Consider the following 19,014-nt stretch of genomic DNA (forward strand, 5'->3'; position numbering starts at 1 on the left):
GGCAAAGTTGAATAAAAAATTCCCCCATAGGAGCTATGGAGGAATTGTCTTAGGTTATATTGCTACATTAAAAATAAACAATAATTAAGAGGCTTTCTCTTCTAACCCTTGTTTTTCCCATACTTTAGCTTTAAAGGTCATTAGTACTAAAACAACACCAACACCAATGCTAAATAATGCAATTTGTAAATATAAGTTAGGAATTTCATCAACATTATTCGGATCGAAATTACCAGCAAGTAAGCCTGCAATAATATTACCGATTGAGTAAGTTAATACAAATACACCCATCATTTGACCTGTGTAACGTTTAGGCGATAACTTACTTACAGCACTTAATGCTACAGGGCTTAAACAAAGCTCACCCACAGTATGTAAAAAGTACGTAGTAACAAGCCAGTAAGGCGCTACTTTTAAGCCTTCAGCTGCGTAATGAGCTGCCATAAACATCACTAAAAAGCCTGATGCCATGATAATTAAACCAATTGCACACTTAACGCTGTAGCTAGGTGACACTAAGCTTTTAGATAAGTTAATCCAAAGCGCTGCAAAAAATGGCGATAAAGCAATAATAAACAGTGAGTTTAATGATTGAAACCACGTTGTAGGGATTTCAAAAGTACCAATAAGACGGTCAGTATAATCGCGAGCAAATAAGTTTAATGATGAACCCGCTTGTTCAAAGCCAGACCAAAAACATGCAGATGCAATACAGACTAAAAATAGTGCCCACATTCTTTGTTTTTCAGCATCTGTTAATTTACCTGTAAAGTAAATAACACCAAAATAAACAAAAAAGATAATAGTAAATACAACAGCTACGTACCCTGCAACCACTGTTGGATTGATTACAATTGCGCCGGTCATTGCAGCCGTAGTAACTGCAGCAGCTGCAATTACAAACGCAGCAATACCAACCCATGCGCGAGAAGTGCCTTTAGGACCTAATGGATTAGCTGGTAAAGCGCTATGCTCTGGTAAGTTATTAAGTGAGCGCTTATATTGCACCAAACCAATAGCCATACCAACAGCGGCTGCACCAAACGCCCAGTGCCAACCTACGTTTTCCATAAAGTAACCACAAACGTAGTAACCAATTAAAGAACCTAAGTTAATACCCATGTAGTAAATAGCGTAACCGCCATCACGACGCTCATCAGCATCACTGTATAGTTGGCCGACCATTGCGCTGATATTTGGTTTTAGCAAACCAGTACCTGTCGCTACAAATATTAAGCCAATGAAGAAAGAATAATCATGTGGAATAGCCAAAATAATATGGCCAATCATAATGATTATACCGCCATACCAAACTGCTTTTTGACCACCAAACAATCTATCTGCTAGCCAGCCACCTGGTAAACCTAAAAAGTATACCGCACCTGTGTATAAACCATAAATTGCAGCAGCTGAGGCAACAGTAAAGGCTAAACCTTCTTCTTGTAAGCTTGCTGTCATGAATAATACGAGCATAGCTCGCATACCGTAATAACTCATTCGTTCCCACATTTCAGTGAAGAACAATGTTGAAAGTCCTTTAGGGTGGCCAAACCAACCACTATCTGGAGCTGAACTCATATTTACTTCCTAACTTTAAGTATTGTTATGATGGCCTTATAATTTTTTGCTTTAGCTATTTTAGAATTTGTAACCACTAAAATGCTCGACCATCAGTATATTATTTGTAGCTAAGATAATGATTTGCTATATGGCAGTAACACCACAAGGTAAGAGACACACCCTTATCCTAGTTACAATTGCGCTCAAGTATACATATACCTTAGTGCTAGGGGAAGTATTGCGCGGTGTATCACCTTATGCCAAGTTAGAACTCAGCATAAGGAACAATAGGGGTGCCTGGAAACTCAAGTGTTCCGTACACAGGATTAAAGTAGTAACGTATATAAAGCTGACCAAAATTTGGTTCGTAAAAGTCAGAACGATCGATGGCTAAGTAACCACCAAAGAACCAATTCGGCGTTATTCTATACTCAAAACTACCTTCAAGATTATATGAAACACCAGAACTTGTTTCACCTTCAAATACAGGATCAACACCTGTTATTGACTCTCTATCATATGCAGCTATTTGCAAATCGCCATCATTAGGGAAGAAATCAATAGATTGAGTTTTTGTTTGCGAGTACGAAACACCGGTTTTTAATCGATAAACAAAATCATCGCCCCAACGCGCGTCATAAGTGAGTGGCACAGATAAACCTACATAGTTTTGTGGGCTGTAATAACCACCATGGCCCCATGTTTCTTCACTTAAATTATACTTGTATGCCCAATGCAATAAGCTAGCGCCTGCGGTAAATTCACGCTCTTGATTGCTAATTATACGGTAATAAGTACCGCCCATCATACGATAGCGTTGGTTGTCTTTTACATTTTGGCCTTTATACAGGGTAAAGTCGGCGCTTGACCAAAAACCCCATTTTCCGCCTAAGTCGTGCGATAAATTAGCTGTTAGGCCTGTAGAGCGTACGCCCCCCCAAACTTCACCTGTATTTACATCTTTTAAGCCCGCATAAGAAAGCACTGAATTTGTAACTGGGCGTTTTTCAAGTTCTAGGCTGTATCCAAAGTCGCCAAAACTGTCTGCGTAATTTACACCCCATACAATATCTTCAATTAAAAAGCCAAGTGGAGTAGTGCCTACATCTACACGCCAGTTTTCGTTTTGCCAACCAATACCTATATCTACACCACTTTCCTCTGGTGTCACTTCATCGACTGAACAAGTGAAAATACATAAAGCACCTTGTCCGTAGCGACTACCAGCGAACTGCTCATCAAAGCGAGTTGTTTGTGCGCTAATAGTAGTCGGGTCTACTTTAATAAATCCTTGGCCTTGCCAAAGTGGAAAGTAAGCTTCAATCGGTACTAAGCCCGCACCAAGTGTTGCTTCACTTTCGGTACTTGTTTGCCCACTAAAGTTAACACCCATGGCAATGTATGCTTGGTTTTTGTTTTGCTCGTTTATTAGCTCACGTTTAGCACCGTTTACATACCATTCATCGTTTTCATCTATTTTTAAAAGAGCTCCGTAAAGCTCTTTTTCGTTTAAAGTACGATTAGGTGACAGGGTTTGTGCGTACCAAGATTGTGCTTGTTCGGTTTCGTTGAATTTGCTGGCTACTTGAGCGCCTAAATAACGTAGTTCTTGATCGTTGGGTGACTTTTCAACAAGTTGCTTAGCTAAATAAAGTGCATCCCCTGAGTAATTAAACTCATTGAGAGATGACATGATTTGGCGTTGCAAATAACCCTCTTGCGATGTGGTTTGCGCTATCGCTTTTTGCGTAACTTCTTTTGCTTGAAAGTCGTCTCCAAGTTCTATGTATGCATTAGCAATAGCGAGTAGTGCTTGAGGCTCTATGGTTTGTTTATTTTGTACTTTTTGCTGATACAAAATAACGGCCGCTTCATATTGTTCTAGCGCTAAATTTGCATTAATAAGGGCAGTAGTTGTTGCTGGAATATCTTTATATTTTTGATCAAGCTGATTGAGCTTAGCAATTAAATCACTGCCAGTGTAAAACTGGTTTAGGTAGTTATTTTGTAACTGAACATATTGAGCCGTTTCGTTTTCAGAAGCGCTTTCTGGTAACACGTAACCCTCAAACCAGCGTTTTATTTCAACTTGGTTACCTTGCTCTAGTATCCACTGGCCTTGTAAAAGGTGCCAATAAGGCGACAAAGATGAGTCAGATGAAAGGGCACTTGAAAGTAATTTAAGAGCATGTCGTTTTTCATCAATTTTGTACCAACTATTAGAAAGCTCAGCTTGCATTTCAGGTGTTAGCTCTCTTGCTTCTAAGTTACTTAAATGGTAGATAGCGACAGATTTATTTTTTAAATCAAGATATTGCTGACTTTGCGTAAGAGACTCGTTAAGCAACAATTGCTGCTCTAAAGCAATAATATCTGTATCTCGATTTTTAAAAGGAATATATTTAAGTGTATCTAAAGCACCTTCATAATCATTTATAGAGCGCAAAAATAAAGCATGGCTATATCTAATTTGGGGGTTTAGCGGAAATTGCCACAATACATTATTAAATAAATCACGTGCTTGTTGAGTGAGGCCTTTTTGTTGGTATATAAAAGCTAAATCGTAATATAACCAAGGTTGCTCAGGTGAAAGCTCAATAGCTTGCTTAAGTAATTCTTCTGCTTTTTCTAGCTCTCCACCATTAGTATACTGACTTGCTTTATCTCTTAGAGTATTACTGGTAGCTAGTGCATATGAGGGGTAGATTAAATCTCGTTGCTTTGCATTTAATGAATTATAAAAGTTGCGAATTGATTTTTGGTTTTGATCTAGTTGCGCGATATTTAATAAGCCAAGTAAGGCATTTTCATATAAAGGATTGGTTTTTAGGGCAGCTTGATAGGCGGTAGCAGCTTGTGTGTAATTTCCTTGAGCTACTAGTAATAGGCCTTTGTTATAAAGAAAAGCTTCTTGGTCATGATTTAATTGCTCAGCTAGATTTAGTTTTAATTGTGCTGTTTTAAAATCAGATTGCTCTATAGCATCTTCCATTTCAGACATATACAGCCAAAACTTCGCAACTGTCGCGAGTTCTTTAAGTCCTTCACGCTCATCAAAATTAGGTGTATATTTTTGCGCGGTAAAAAAATAGTAATAAGATTTTTTGTAGTCGCTTTTCGCTAAATACAAATACCCTAAGCTGCGCATAATTTCTTTATCGGTTGGCCGCCCTTTTAAAGCATTTAATAGTAGGGGCTCAGCTTCTTTTAATTTTTTATTATTAAGTAAACGATCACCTTTAAGCCAAAGCTGATACGCAGGATCGGCAAGTAATGCTTGCCTTACTTTAAAATCTCGTTGGAAATCTTCGTATTGTAACTTACCTTTACTACTAAATGGGTACACAGAGAAGTATCGTTGGTATTGCTCAACTGTATTTTGAGTAAGATCCATGCTCTTAAGAGTTGCAAGCCAAATAAACTCAACTTCATTAATAAAAGAAGGGCTAGTTCCGTAATTACTTAAAATATCTAAAGCTTTATTATTTGCTGGGTTTTTCCTCAGTAAATGGCGAGCATAAGGTATTTCTACTTGAGCGATATTAGAATAGCTTTTTAATAACTTTTCATAGCCTTTTTTAACACTTTTCCATTGGTCGCTGTCTTGCCCATACCAGCTTAAATGCTCAAGCTCGTAATTAAGTGTAGGGTAGGTGTTTTTAAATATTTTATTGTATATTTCACGGGCTTGTTCATAACGTCCAGCTCGAGAAAGTAGCCTAGCTTCATGAATTAAAGATTTATCTTTACCCTCAATACGAGAGAGTATTTTAAGTTTTTCAACACAAGGGGCTTGCTTAGTGAGTCCGTTATCTATTTTGCTTAATAATTGGTTGGCTTTCACTGATTCGCCATTGGCAAAATCATAACGCGCTACTGCGCACTGCGTTTCTATTCGGGCAGGGGCAATAGCGACTAGCTTTCGCAAGCTATCTTCAACTAGTTTTTTATTTTGCTGTGCTTCACCAATACCTATTTGGCTTAGTAACCAATCAACAGATTGCGTATCAATATCGTTGACTGTGTTAGCGCTCAATCCAGAGCTAAGCGCTAATGTGCAAGCGAGGGCAAACCTTAACGGCATTCAGTGCTCCATACCGGTTGTAGCGTCCCATCTGCTGTAATTGAAAAACGCTTATTTAAAGCACTTGTACCAAACAAGTTAAGTACGCTGTCGTAATAACGAGTCTGGGTAAATGATTTATCAATCATTAGTTTTTGCTGAATAGCCATTACTGTAGAATTATCGTTATTAGTCGCTAGTAAAGGTAATAGAGCTGAGTTAAAGCCTAGAGGGCCTCTTTTTTCAGACTTTCCTGATTTAGCAAAAGTATTTAAAGGCACGTAACCACGTTTATTAATTGTTTCTATAAAAGGGTTAAATTGCGCTAATAGCTCTTTTTTATAAGGTGCGTTGTCTGCCATCATACTTGCCCATAAATACACTCTAATAGCGTTGTAACTGCCCAAGTCGCTCGTTTTTTTATCGTAATAAAAGCCGTTATTTGCATCAAACATTACCCAGTCAGGGCTAACACCTTGCTTTGCTGTATCTAAAATCAACTTTGCTGAGCCTTCGTGCAGTTGATGCCAAGGCGAGTGTGGATAAAGCTTTTTAAACTGCTGATAAATAAATAACGGTGAGTAGCTTGGGTTTAACTTAAAACGCTCATTATCAAATTCAAAACCAGTAGGGGCGGGTAGTAATGATAAACCTAGGCCCGAAATATAGGCGGTTTCTTCACGCATTATTCGCTGTGCAAGTACGGCTGCTAATATGCTGTAGCGGCGGTCATCCCAAAGAATAGCAGCTTGCGATAAACTGTATGCTATCCATAAGTCAGAATCAGACGCTGGATTTGAATCTAAAATTCCGCCAACATTTTGATTGTTAACACCCCATTGCCATGCCGGTAAACGAGTGCTTAAATCACCTTCTGATAAATGTTCTTGCGTCCAATCCAGGACTAGGTCAAACATTGCTTTGTCATTTGCTACGACAGCAAAAAATAAGGCATAAGATTGGCCTTCAGAGGTTGTGACTTTTTGCTCACTCCCCAAATCAATAACGCGACCATCTTGGCTTATAAAGTTACTTTTAAACGTTTGCCATGCATCCCATGGTTGGCATTGCTCTATTTGTGCATTGGCATTAAAGGTAAATAATGCAATCACGGTAAAAAATACATTAATGAGTGACTTCATTACTTATCTCCTTCAGCTAAGCGCTTGTATGTTAATGCTTGTAGTAATCGCCATATAATAAATGAGATCAGCAGTAGTGTTAAAATAGACAATAGTGCCAGTACAAATGGGTGATCCGATAAATGGAACCAAATTAGGGTATGCACAGGAATGTGACCAACAAAATATTGTTCATCAGTTTTAATTGTCTTAATGCCTTGAGAATTTATGACCGCAGCACTGCCTTTAATTTGCGCAAGAGCTTCTGAACTCATTAACGCATCATCAAGTAGAGTAAAGGCTTTTTGTGATGTTGCACTAAGCGATACAATTGAACGCTCTGAATCAAACGGTGATTGAAAGCCAGTAATAACGGCCATATCACCACTACTTTTTATACTTACTTGGACTTTATCTGTTGTTTGCTCATCGTAAGCACCATTGTATATAGCTTGTTTAATAGCGCGCTGATTATTATCAAGCAAGATATTAGTTTGCGCATCTTCATCTAAGTTGTTAGCAATGCTATTAGGTTTGGCGATTACTAAGATGTCTTTATCATCTAAGTTGGCATCTTCATTTAAATGAGCAACACTTATTCTATGAGCGGGGTAGCCTGTAATAGCACCAAAGTGGCCTGTTAAATTAAACAATACAGATAGTGCTTTAGGTGATGGAACTTCATCTATCAATACTAAAGTTTGTTGTAAGTCTGCGTATTTTGTAAATGGGAATCCGCTGTTTGCAAATACATTTAAATCAGGTAAAGCCATGTAATGATCAAACCCACTTACATCAATGTTAGAGTTTCCATCAATTACCCCGTACTCGCCACCAGGTGGAGCAACGGCACATTCGCCTTTTTTAAGTACTGCAAATCTAAAGTCAAAATTTAACTCATTTCGGCTGGCAAGATTAATACCGTCTAATGAAAAGTCTTCAGCGCTTTGCGTTGTATCTGTATTAGCAATTAAAGGCAGCAACGTTTTAGCGGTAGTTAACGATGAGTCTTTTTTATCAAGTAAAAAACCACTTATAAATTCTTGGTTTATTAACATGTTTAAACGTGAATTTAATGTTTCGCTCTCTGGCGTATTACGGTATTGCAAAGTAATAGGAATACCTTTTTCACGCCAAGTAAATAAATCAGGTGCAAAACGAACATTTAATTTTATAGGGCCGTTGTTAAGACCCTCAGCTTGTAACTGAGTTGGGTAGTCAATAAGCTCGTCAAAGTGCACGGGACGATCGTTTCTTAGCCATCTCGGCGCATCATAAGCTTTACGCAGTGGGAGTTTGTTAATTGCCTCGATGCTTGCACTTCGGCCAGTCATAATTTTATGACCAAATACAAGACCAGTGACCGCTGTTTTTAAGTCTTTTTCATCACGCCCCAAAATTAACAGCATTTTATTGTATCTGTGAATAGGGCTTGAAATTAGCTCGACAGTTGGCTTTTCAACATCTGGATAATCTTTTAAAAAATCAGGTTTTGAGTCATTAGTAATAAACACCACGCTATGCTGCTCTGGTGCTTTATTTAAAACTACTGGAAAGTTAGCGCCACGCCAGTCAGCTTGTGCGCCAAACCAACTAGATAAAGTGGCTGCAGCTTCTATTGCTTGTGTATTAGGTGTGTTTGCAAATACAAAAGGTAAGTTTAATTTGTTGTAATCTTTAGCATCAAAAAATGGTTCTGGTAAATATTCAAGGCGGCTATCAATTGCTAACTGTTTTTGATCAAGCGTGATGTGGCTTGATTTGTTTATTTCAGTCCAAATTGAGCGGCTAAAGTAATCTTGGCATCGTAAATCGTAGTAGCCAACTAGTTCAAAGCGAATTTGGTTGTAGTCTTGAATGTATTTAGCATTTAGGTCTAGGCTATGACTTACCGTATTTTTTACAATACTTAATTGCTCATTAATAGGTAAAACAGTAACTAAGTTATCGTTAAAATAAACTTTTAAATGCGATACATTAGCCAGCAATGAAGGTGAGTTGGTGTACGAAAAGTTAAGCTTTAGATTAGTGCTTAATTTATCAATTCTATTTGTGAAATCGACTCGAGAATTATTATTCACGCCGTCGAGTTTATAGTCGTTGAACCCTAACTTTTCAAAGCTAAGACGTAAACTAGAAACCTGAGCGCTCTCAGGGTAGCCATTTACAAACATAGTTTTGTCGTGCATAGGCTCGATAGCGAGCACTTGATATGCGCTACTAATAAGTAACAATGTTAGAAATGTATTAAGTAACTTTTTAATCATAATTATTATGCACTATCGGTTTTTTTGGAGTAAATGAATTTATGTAAATGACAGTATTAGTCATAAACTTAATTATAGGTTGTAACGCTCTTGGGGCATGAAACAATAAATTACTAAAGCCCCGTAAACTGGTTTTTTGCACTTCTTTGAAGCTATACGATGGACGGTCATGTCTAAAGTTATTTTGCCAATCTAGCCAAGCATCTGCTCTGGAGAAAGTACATTGTATAAAAGCTCTTTGCTTTTCGAGAGATAAATCTTTAAGTGTAAGGCCAATTTGTTTTTTACGGGTATTACATACATAAGTTGTAAACGAAAATTGCTTGTTACCGCGACTCATTAATAATTCAATTTTATCGTTAACGCGGCATAAATGTGCGTGTTCAGTCTCTATACCTACACCGTTATCTGAATAATCCGTTATTTTTACTTTTAAAGTATGACCATTTGCTAAACGAACGCCGGCAGGAAAGTTTGCCTTTATACGATGCGAGTGCCTCACTTGGCGAGCCTCAGCAGCAACCGCAACCGCAGCACCCAAAATAATAATATTATAAAAAGCCCAACCCATACTTATTATAAGTACGCCAATCTGGCTTGAATCACCTAAAAACAGACGTAATACACCCACTATTATTCCAAGTAAGTTAATAAGTAAGAGAATTAAATACGGTTTAGAAATCCCCCAGTCATAATGCTCTTCATCATTTAAACCGCCTTTTTCGGTTACGTTAAATTTACCTTTATTAGGATTAAATAAAGCAACGGTAGTTGGTTTTAGTATGTACCAAGCAAGTACTGACTCATACACTTCACCCCAGAAAGAGTAACGGTATTTACCTTGAATACGTGAGTTAGTCGCTTTTATTTGAATTAGTGTCGGTACCACATAGATAAAAATAGCAATAAAAGGAGCATAAATTATGTAGGCATTAAAATATATTAGCGCTAAAGGAGCTGTTAAAAATACAATACGAGGAATACCCGAAAGGAAATGCAACATTGCGTTTATATAGCATAATCGTTGAGGAATGCTTAAACCTTTACCCATCAATGGATTATCAAGCCTAAATATTTGTGCCATACCACGCGCCCAGCGAATACGTTGGCCTATATGCGCTGACAAGCTGTCGGTTGCAAGGCCTGCGGCTTGTGGGATGTTTATATATGCAGTTTTATAACCTGCGCGCTGCATACGAAGGGCCGTGTGAGCATCCTCAGTTACTGTTTCAAATGCAAAACCACCAATATTATCAAGCGCTTCTCGTTTTAATACGGCGCAAGAACCACAAAAGAAGGTTGCATCCCACATGTCGTTACCGTCTTGAATTAGTCCATAAAACAACATGTTTTCGTTAGGGATTTGACTGTGATTATTAAGATTTCGCTCAAATGGATCGGCAGAAAAAAAGTGATGCGGTGTTTGGACCAAACACACTTTACTGTCTTTTAAAAACTGTCCCATTGTCATTTGTAAGAACGAGCGAGCAGGAACGTGGTCACAATCAAAAATTGCGATATATTCGCCATCGGTATAACGCATAGCGCTATTCATATTACCGGCTTTAGCATGATTGTTATCCGAACGCGCTAAATAACCCACTCCAATCTCGGCTGCAAAATCCTTAAACTCTGAGCGCTTACCATCATCTAATATATAAACATTTAGCTTGTCTGCAGGCCAATCGATACTTAAAGCAGCGAGAGTAGTAGGTCTTACAACGCTTAACGGCTCGTTATAAGTTGGAATATATACATCAACAGTTGGCCATAGGTCAGTGTCTTTAGGTAAAGGCACTGGTTTTCGCTCAAGCGGATTAACTGTTTGAAAAAAACCTAAAATCAGTACAAGCCATGCATATGTTTCAGCAAGTAGTAAACCGCCACCTAGTGCAAGTGCAAGCGGATCATCCCAGTTTAAAGTCTCAGTGTAACGCCACCATAAGTAACGAGAAGAGGTAGTTACTGACAAGGTGATCATGACAATGGTTGCCATTTGGCCTTTTACTCGTTTAAGTGCATACGCAACTAATAAAATAAAGCTTATAAATACGGCTTGAGCTTCCAAGCTAAAAGGAATTGTAATGAATATTGCTAATAAAAATAAAATAAACGCGAGGATGACGTATTTAACTAATTTATTTTGCCATACACGTGCATCAGCCATGGCTTTAAATGCACTTTTTTTAGGGCCTTTTTTGTTTTTTGATAGTAGGCGTTTTAATAATTTACCTAACTTTAAATCAAACCAACGTAATTGCCTTAAAAGGTAGCTAACGCCATCATAGAAATAATTAACTGCATCTTCTTTTACTGAACTAGATTTAAGCTGGTTTTTGAAAAACACTAAAAATACACTTTGAATAATAAAGCGTAATATATTTGAGTAAATATAGGTTCGGTAAGGCAACCTTAAATGAGGGTAGTAGTCATAAAGGGTAAACTCAAAGCTGATTTTATGCTGTTTAATGTTTATAAATAGCGAGCTTAAAAGCGTAATAAAAGGCATTGAGAAAGCTTCAATTACATTTACTTTATGTTGATTAAAGTAGCTATGAAACTTGAATAAAATGTACCGAACTAACTTATCAGTAAATAAAATGCTCAGCAGCAAGTATAAAGTGCTGTGAATAGGGCGCTGATAAAATAGTGTAATGCTCATTTTATAAGGCCGCTTTACTAACTAGCCAACCAGCTAGTGTTTCAAAGTCATCGTTTGCGACACTATATGGCGCGCAATTAAGTGCTACATTTCTGTATGCGGTTGACTCTTTAATAACTTCGTCACTATTAATAAAAAAGGGAGCCATAAGGGGAAGTGTCGATTGCCATAGGGAAAATAAGTCAAATTCTAGCGTTGATGCAGAGTTATAGCGGTTAACTAAAAAGTAATGTTTCCAATTGGTATCTGAATTTTTAAGTCTTTGCAGGCGCCTATAAATTAAGCTGTGACAAATAGCGTCGCAATTAACAAGTTCAATTACAATATCGTCTTTCTCTAATGGGTAGTGAGAAAGGTTAATATGTGAAGGGCAGTCAAAAAGTATCCAGGCTTCGTTGTTATAATTTAGGTTTTTGCATTTATTGACCATTTTAGTGATGTTATCGGTGCTAGTGTCGTCGTTATCACCAAATGGTAAAAATATAATGCCATCGTTATCTTGGTGAAAATGCGTAAGTGCATCTTCAAAGCGCACTTCATTACTCCAGCCTTTGGTGCATTTCCACGGTAAACCAAAATGTAAACCTAAGTCACTTTTTGCATCTAAATCGATAGCAACAACGTCAACGTCAGACTTTTTTAGCACGCATGCAAGATTGGCAACTACAGAAGTACTGCCTAAACCGCCTTTGATACCTTTAATGAAAACTCTTTGCAACGGGGTTACCTATCCTTAGTTTAACTAGTGTATGTGTTTAGTTCGTTGTTTATCTCTTTAAGCAATGCATATTTATTAATTGTATTATTATTTTGCTGCTTGTTTACTATTTCTATGTAGTCATCACTCTTTCCACCAAAACGCAGTGTAAGGTTTTCTATATCACTCGATGTTAACGTTTGTGAGTTTTTAGATGTTAAGTTGTTCATCTTTACCTTTACAGTTACTTTAATTATTTTGATTAAAAGTGGACAATATTTGGCTATTATATATAGAATAACGGTTAAAACTAGTAAAAAAGTATTTTTTATAGGGCATTTTAAGTGCATAACTTTAACATAACGGGATTAGAGCCTGCTGCAAAAGAGTTAAAATCGGCTTCAAGTTATGCTGTTTTAGCCCCTTTAGACAATTTTGCAATCGAATTAGCGTTACATTCAATTAACCAAAGTTTGGCTAATGATATATATATAGTTTCTCAAGAGGCTGAATCATTTTTTGATTCTTCTTTTTCTGCATCGTTAAATTATGCTTATGAACATAATCGAGTACATCCTTTTTCGTTGGCCCCAGAAACACAACACTATTCAATTGAGCGAATCAATTCAGGTATTATAAAAGAGATAAGTGCTTATAAACGTCTAAACGAAGCGCTCATTTTTGTTCATTTTAATACAACACAGTTAAACAGTGCTGGCGAAAAAAGCTTAAAACTGATGATGAATGAGTACAACGACTTTGTTCGTCGTACCGGAGCTACATTACTATTTTTAATATCTGGGCCTGATATTGCTAACTACCGTTTTTTAGTTAGGCGATTAAATAATGTATTTGATGGGCTGGTTTTTGTTGATAATGATTCTGCAATGCGAGTTCTTGAATATGATTATTGGCGCCATAGCACGGGTGTTATTGCTGGTGAACATTACCCGTTATTATTAAGTAATAATCAGTTTGTTGTTCAAAAGGGAATAATAAGCGAGAGCAAAGCACCTAAAAGTTCAGACTTTTCCGATGAAGACGATGTTTGGCTTGTACAAAGTGCGGTGCCCGAAGGTACTAAATTACCAATGCACTATAAAAGTGTAAAAGATAATAATGACTTATTTAATAAAGGCCCAAAGGTAGAAGCAGCCACCTTAATTTTTGCAGTAACGCGTTACACTGATTTAGCGTTATTAGGTAAGCAGTGTTTTGAACTTAGAAAAAACTGTGGGCGCTGGTTAAAGCTTGTTATTCAAAATGTTGATGGTGTTATTCGCCATCAAGATGAATGTTTATTTTTAACATTGGGTGTAAACCTTATTCTATATAGTTTTTCAGAGCCTTCTCGGTTGCTCTCACAAATTCAATCTATTCAAGGTTTTCAGTTTTCTAGGCCTTTACCTCCCTCAGTTGAGGACGTATTGAAATACACCGAAAACACTTTTTCGAAAGGATATTTACCTTTCATTGAGTTTACAAAACAAGTAGAAATTCATAGTGACTCAGCCGTTAATTTAGGTGTGAGCGGTGTGCTAGTAAAGCTTGAATTACTGCCACGAATCGACCCAATACACCCTTTGCATTTATTTCATATTAAACGCGAAGGTGATGTATTTAGTATTGCAGATAATACAGTTTATTTATATTTGCATGCTTGTAGAGAGAATGACGTTGATAATGCGATTAAGCATTTGTTTAAATTAAAAACAAGCGATTTTTTTGTACAGCAAAATGTAATTTCTGATCACTTTTACATTCAACAAGAATGTAAACAATTAAGGCGTTTTTATAAAGGTAAGAGTGTTGTAGATTTCTCGCAAAAACTTGCCGAGAATGATAGCTATAAATTTGCACCTGATATAGCAAACAGCGTTACTGAAAATATTAACACACCTGAATTTTCTAGCAAAAGCCGTCCAGATGCTAAGCCTTTTATAATGAAATTAAGAGACAACTTATGAGTATGAATCAGCTTTTAATTACCGTGTTTCTTGCAATGGTGCTTGGCGCGGTGCTTTGTATGCTAGGCAAATACATTTTATCTCAAATAACAAAATATTATTATAAGCTCACTTTTAAACATGAAGTACTAGAGCCTTATACACCAAATACAGTAAAAAAGGATAAGAAGTGAAATTATCAGGTTTAGGGGTTTGGAACCTTTATTTTTTAGTTAAGTTTGCTCTGTTTTATTATGGTGCAATTGATTTTAACGTATTAACTAATGCGGCTTTTGCTGCGTTGCTTGCGATTAAATTTAAACAGCCATTAATAGAGAAGGCAAAACATATAGTAGGTGCTGTGTTTGCTGTGGTATTACTTTACCAAGACTCATGGTTGCCACCAATAAACAGGTTGACTAAACAAGCGGGTAACGTTCAAGATTTTAGTTTTGGTTACTTTATTGAGTTATTAACCCGTGTTATTAACATTGATATGTTATTGGCTTTGTTCGTAATTAGTGTATGTTTTTGGTATACATCGCAATGGATACGCTTTACAACAGTCACTATTGTTGGGCTGTTAGTTGTAGGATGGCAAGGGGGTAACTCTCAATCACAATTTGTTAATAATGTGGCTAACCCTGAGCCGGTTACACAGAGTCAAAGTAATCCTCAAACACAAGTGATCACTCAGGCAGCACAATCTCCTAATCAAAAATTAGCTGATTTTTATCAACAACAAAGCTTATTAATGAGTCACTTTCCAAGCCAAGTAAATGGTGAACTGTTTGACGTAATTATTTTGAACATATGCTCAATGGCTGTTGCTGATTTAAATGCTATTGGTGTAAGTGTTACTGATATGTATAAAGACTTTGATGTGGTGTTTTCAGACTTTAACTCGGCTACATCATACAGCGGACCAGCTGCGGTAAGGCTACTGCGCGCTAGTTGTGGCCAAACTAGTCAAACTGCATTATTTAAAGAGGCACCTGAACAATGTCACTTGTTTAAAAACCTAGAAAAACTAGGTTATCAAAATAATGTTGTGATGAATCACGACGGACATTTTGATGAGTTTAAAGGTTTAATAAATAAGTACGGTGGCCTAGATAGCACGCCATTTAATATCGATTCAATGCCAGTGGCGCTTCGAGGTTTTGATAATAGCCCTATTTACTCAGATGAAGCTGTGCTGGATGGTTGGTTAGAGCAAGCTGATGATTGTAAGCCGTGTGCGATGTACTACAACACCACAAGTTTACATGACGGTAATCAGCTAGAGAATCAACCAAGGGTGAATAGTAAAGAGACATACCCAATCAGACATAAAAACTTGTTTGCTGATATTAACCAATTTGTAAAAAAATTAGAAAAGCGTGGTCGCAACGTTATGTTAATGATAGTGCCTGAACACGGCGCTAACTTAAAAGGTGATAAAGTACAATTTGCAGGGTTACGTGAAATCCCTAGTCCTGCAATTGTGTCTGTACCTGTAGCGATTAAATTTATAGGCCCAGACGTACAAAACTACTCGCAAATTGTGGTTGATGATTCAACAAGTTACTTTGCGCTTTCAGAGCTGGTAAGTAAGACGCTGCAAACTGATGTGTTTGGTGGGAATAATAGTGTTGCTAATTTACTTGAAAATCTACCTAAAGCACCTAAAGTTGCTGAAAATGAAGGCACAATAATGATGTATGTTAACCAACGACCATTCATACAATTAGATGGTGGTGATTGGTCAGCTTACCCACAAGGTAAGTAGTCTCATAATAAGATTTAATAAACAGTACTGGTATAGTTAAATATAAATATCAGTGCTGTTTTTCTTCGTTTAATTACATCCCACCCTTTGGCTCTAAAAGCTATTTTGTCCAAAAATGTTTACAATAAACTACCTTCTCAAAGCGACTTAGCGTATTATTCGGCTAATATAGTTTTTCCTTCTTTGAGGATGTATGCGTCTAGATATTCACTGTGCTGATCGAATTGGTATTGCTCAAGAAATCCTTAATATATTAGTTAACTACAGCGTTGATTTGAAAGGAATTGAAGTCGATTCTGTAAATTGTCGTATGTACGTTAGTTTTCCCGAAATTGAATTTGAACAATTCCAAAAAATTATGCCATCGATACGTTTAATCGACGGTGTACACGATGTGCGTACTACTGCATTTTTACCATCTGAGCGTGAACACAACGAATTAAATACTTTACTACGTGCATTGCCTGATGGGGTTATCTCTATTGATGCCAAAGGTTGGGTACGTTTGTGTAACGATGCAGCATGTAAAGACTTACAGCTAATTGAAAAAGACGTGATTGGTGCAAATATTAATAACCTGCTTAAAGGTTTTAACTTTACACGCTGGTTAGAAGGTAAAGAAGTACTCGGACAAACCACTCGCGTTGAAGTGGCTGGTGAGGATTTTATTGCAGACATTTTGCCAATTGCAGTGCCTCAAGGTAGTGAAGGTGATGTGCTTGCTGGTGCGGTTATTAACATTAAATCGCAAAGTCGGTTAGGGCAGCAAGTCAGTGCATTTAGACGTTACGGGCAAGAAAGCTTCGCTACTATTCACAACTTTAGTACGGCAATGCGCCGAGTTGTGCGCGAAGCACGCAAAATGGCGCAACTAGAAGCCCCTATTTTGATTACTGGTGAAACAGGAACAGGTAAAGAGTTATTAGCTAGAGCGTGCCATTACGCATCTAATCGTTCTGTTAAACCTTTTATTGCACTGTCGTGTGCTTCACTTCCTGATGATGTTGCTGAGTCTGAGTTATTTGGTTATGCCGGGTACGAAGAAAATGCAGCGCCAAAGCGCGGTGTATTAGAGCAAGCCGATGGTGGAACTGTATTTTTAGATGAAGTTGGCGAAATGTCGACTCAACTACAAACTAAGTTACTGCGTTTTTTACAAGATGGTACGTTTAGAAAAGTAGGCGATGAGAACGAAGTTAAAGTAAATGTACGTATTGTTGCCGCTACTCAAAAAGACTTACCTGCAATGGTACAAGAAGGGGTTTTTAGAGAAGACTTATATTACCGTATAAACGTGCTTACTTTAGAAATAGCACCACTAAGAGATAGAAAAGCAGATGTAGGACCACTTGCAGAGCATTTTATTCAAAAATATGCGCAACAAAATGGTCATGCAATTCCTGTTTTATCACAAGAGTGTTTGAGCTTTTTACAAGAGTATCCGTGGCCAGGAAATGTTCGTCAGCTGGAAAATGCAATTTACCGTGCAGTGTCGTTACTAGATGATAGCGAGCTTCGCGTAGAGCATTTACAGTTACCAACTTTTACCCATGATTTAGGGTATTTAGAGTCTGATTTTGAAGGCTCACTAGATCAAGCTGTTAAACGTTTTGAAGCGACCTTACTTCGCAAACTCTACCCAGCTTATCCAAGCTCACGTCAGTTAGCTAAGCGATTGGGCCTAAGTCACACCGCGGTAGCTAATAAGTTACGTGATTACGGTATTAACCGAAAAACAGTAAAAGTGTAATTGACATAAATAAATTAAAATATGGGGACTAATTTTTAGTGCCCATATTTTTTGTTACCCCGTCAATTGCAATTGTCTCGATACCTTCTTCGTTAAAGTTCATTACAATGCTGGCGTTATTACGAGTGAAAAAATAGCTACGGCCATTAAGTTCAATAACATAATCGCCTTTTACGGGGTCGCTAAATTGCTGCTTTTTTAAAGTGACCTTATGTTCGCCAATTTGCCATTCAAACTCTTCAATAAATCCATTATTAAATTCTTGCACCCATATTTGGCTGTCATCCTTTGAAAGCGTTATAGCTACCGAGTAAGAGCTAGGGATCTGCTCCATATTGTAACTTTTAGAGCCAATAGTGAATTTTTCAGCTTTTTGCTGCCATTCAAAACCAAATTTAAATTCTTTAACTACACCAGTAGGGTAAGTAACAGAGCCTTTACCCGGTAATGAAAAATCGGCAAAAGCATTATAACTAGGCGCTAATAGAGTTAGCGCAGTAATAATTTTTAGTTTTGACTTCATGAGTTATCTTTTTATTGTAATAGTGATTTAAGATTAAAGTAGAATATTCGTCTTCGCAAGGGGCTATGCTACACTCGAATAAATTTAACTGGTAAGACCTTTTTTGTGAACTTATATATTCGACTTTTATTATTGTTTTTTAAAATTAAACGTAACAAGCAATATCAAAATTTACTTGATACGGTAGATATTGATTACAAAGCTTTACCTACTGATTGTGACATTAATTTACATTTAACAAACTCACGTTACCTCGCGATGATGGATTTATCTCGAACTTGGATGACTGAGCGCGTTGGCTTGCTTAAACAAATAATGAAGCGTCGCTGGTTTCCGATTGTTAACGCAACTGCTATTACTTATATTCGTGATATTAAGCCTATGCAGCGATATACAATAAGTACTAAGCTAGTTGGATGGGATCATAAATACTTTTATATTGAGCAAAAGTTTCACTCAGAACGAGGCTTACATGCTATTGCTTATGTACGCGGTGTATTTAAAAGTAAAAAAGGTATTATAAGTATTGAAGAAATGCTTGAAGTGGCTGGTTTTGATGGCCAAACACCTATATTGCCAAGTGAAGTTATGCACTGGAAAGAAATGCTAGAGCAGAAAAAGTTAAGTAACCTGCCCTAATCTCTACAAATGAAA

Annotated in this window: 12 protein-coding genes; 4 read left to right on the forward strand and 8 right to left on the reverse strand. The window is 37.2% G+C overall.

Annotation, left to right across the window (positions count from 1 at the left end):
* Positions 1-84: 84 nt before the first annotated feature.
* The 7 genes from CXF64_RS19055 to bcsR form a co-directional block, all read right to left on the reverse strand.
* Positions 85-1,578 carry a peptide MFS transporter gene (locus CXF64_RS19055; protein ID WP_024589437.1) on the reverse strand — a complete coding sequence of 498 codons (1,494 nt, stop codon included), beginning with the start codon at positions 1,576-1,578 and terminating at the stop codon, positions 85-87.
* A gap of 247 nt (positions 1,579-1,825) precedes the next feature.
* A complete protein-coding gene (locus tag CXF64_RS19060; RefSeq protein WP_101217794.1) occupies positions 1,826-5,644 on the reverse strand; it encodes a cellulose synthase subunit BcsC-related outer membrane protein in 3,819 nt (1,272 codons plus the stop codon).
* Complete coding sequence (bcsZ, locus tag CXF64_RS19065; protein ID WP_010555125.1) at positions 5,635-6,765, reverse strand: cellulose synthase complex periplasmic endoglucanase BcsZ; 1,131 nt, start codon at positions 6,763-6,765, stop codon at positions 5,635-5,637. Before bcsZ ends, CXF64_RS19060 begins: the two co-directional genes overlap by 10 nt.
* Positions 6,765-9,011 carry a cellulose biosynthesis cyclic di-GMP-binding regulatory protein BcsB gene (gene bcsB, locus CXF64_RS19070; RefSeq protein ID WP_101217795.1) on the reverse strand — a complete coding sequence of 749 codons (2,247 nt, stop codon included), beginning with the start codon at positions 9,009-9,011 and terminating at the stop codon, positions 6,765-6,767. Before bcsB ends, bcsZ begins: the two co-directional genes overlap by 1 nt.
* A complete protein-coding gene (gene bcsA / locus CXF64_RS19075; protein WP_101217796.1) occupies positions 9,004-11,673 on the reverse strand; it encodes a UDP-forming cellulose synthase catalytic subunit in 2,670 nt (889 codons plus the stop codon). Before bcsA ends, bcsB begins: the two co-directional genes overlap by 8 nt.
* Before the next feature lies 1 nt (position 11,674).
* Positions 11,675-12,391 carry a cellulose biosynthesis protein BcsQ gene (bcsQ, locus tag CXF64_RS19080; RefSeq protein ID WP_101217797.1) on the reverse strand — a complete coding sequence of 239 codons (717 nt, stop codon included), beginning with the start codon at positions 12,389-12,391 and terminating at the stop codon, positions 11,675-11,677.
* Between the two features lie 20 nt (positions 12,392-12,411).
* On the reverse strand, positions 12,412-12,600 hold the full coding sequence (gene bcsR, locus CXF64_RS19085) for a BcsR/BcsP family cellulose biosynthesis protein (RefSeq protein WP_007581346.1): 189 nt from the start codon (positions 12,598-12,600) through the stop codon (positions 12,412-12,414).
* Positions 12,601-12,714: 114 nt separating this feature from the next.
* Here bcsR and bcsE point away from each other — a divergent pair, with 114 nt between their 5' ends.
* From bcsE to tyrR, 3 genes are all read left to right on the forward strand, one after another.
* Entirely contained in the window at positions 12,715-14,337 is a 1,623-nt protein-coding gene (gene bcsE / locus CXF64_RS19090) for a cellulose biosynthesis protein BcsE (protein WP_024589431.1), read from the forward strand.
* Between the two features lie 169 nt (positions 14,338-14,506).
* Positions 14,507-16,087, forward strand: coding sequence for a cellulose biosynthesis protein BcsG (bcsG, locus tag CXF64_RS19095; RefSeq protein WP_007581353.1), 1,581 nt, complete (start codon positions 14,507-14,509; stop codon positions 16,085-16,087).
* 193 nt (positions 16,088-16,280) lie between these two features.
* The gene (gene tyrR, locus CXF64_RS19100) at positions 16,281-17,837 is read left to right on the forward strand and encodes a transcriptional regulator TyrR (RefSeq protein ID WP_010555118.1); all 1,557 of its coding nucleotides are present in this window, start codon (positions 16,281-16,283) and stop codon (positions 17,835-17,837) included.
* Positions 17,838-17,865: 28 nt separating this feature from the next.
* Here the strand turns inward: tyrR and CXF64_RS19105 are convergent, their stop codons facing one another.
* Positions 17,866-18,360, reverse strand: coding sequence for a hypothetical protein (locus CXF64_RS19105; protein ID WP_024589429.1), 495 nt, complete (start codon positions 18,358-18,360; stop codon positions 17,866-17,868).
* Positions 18,361-18,465: 105 nt separating this feature from the next.
* Here CXF64_RS19105 and CXF64_RS19110 point away from each other — a divergent pair, with 105 nt between their 5' ends.
* On the forward strand, positions 18,466-18,999 hold the full coding sequence (locus CXF64_RS19110; RefSeq protein ID WP_002958217.1) for a thioesterase family protein: 534 nt from the start codon (positions 18,466-18,468) through the stop codon (positions 18,997-18,999).
* The last annotated feature ends 15 nt before the right edge of the window (positions 19,000-19,014 follow it).

The organism is Pseudoalteromonas sp. GutCa3, from assembly GCF_002836155.1.
Taxonomy (GTDB): Bacteria; Pseudomonadota; Gammaproteobacteria; order Enterobacterales; family Alteromonadaceae; genus Pseudoalteromonas; species Pseudoalteromonas arctica.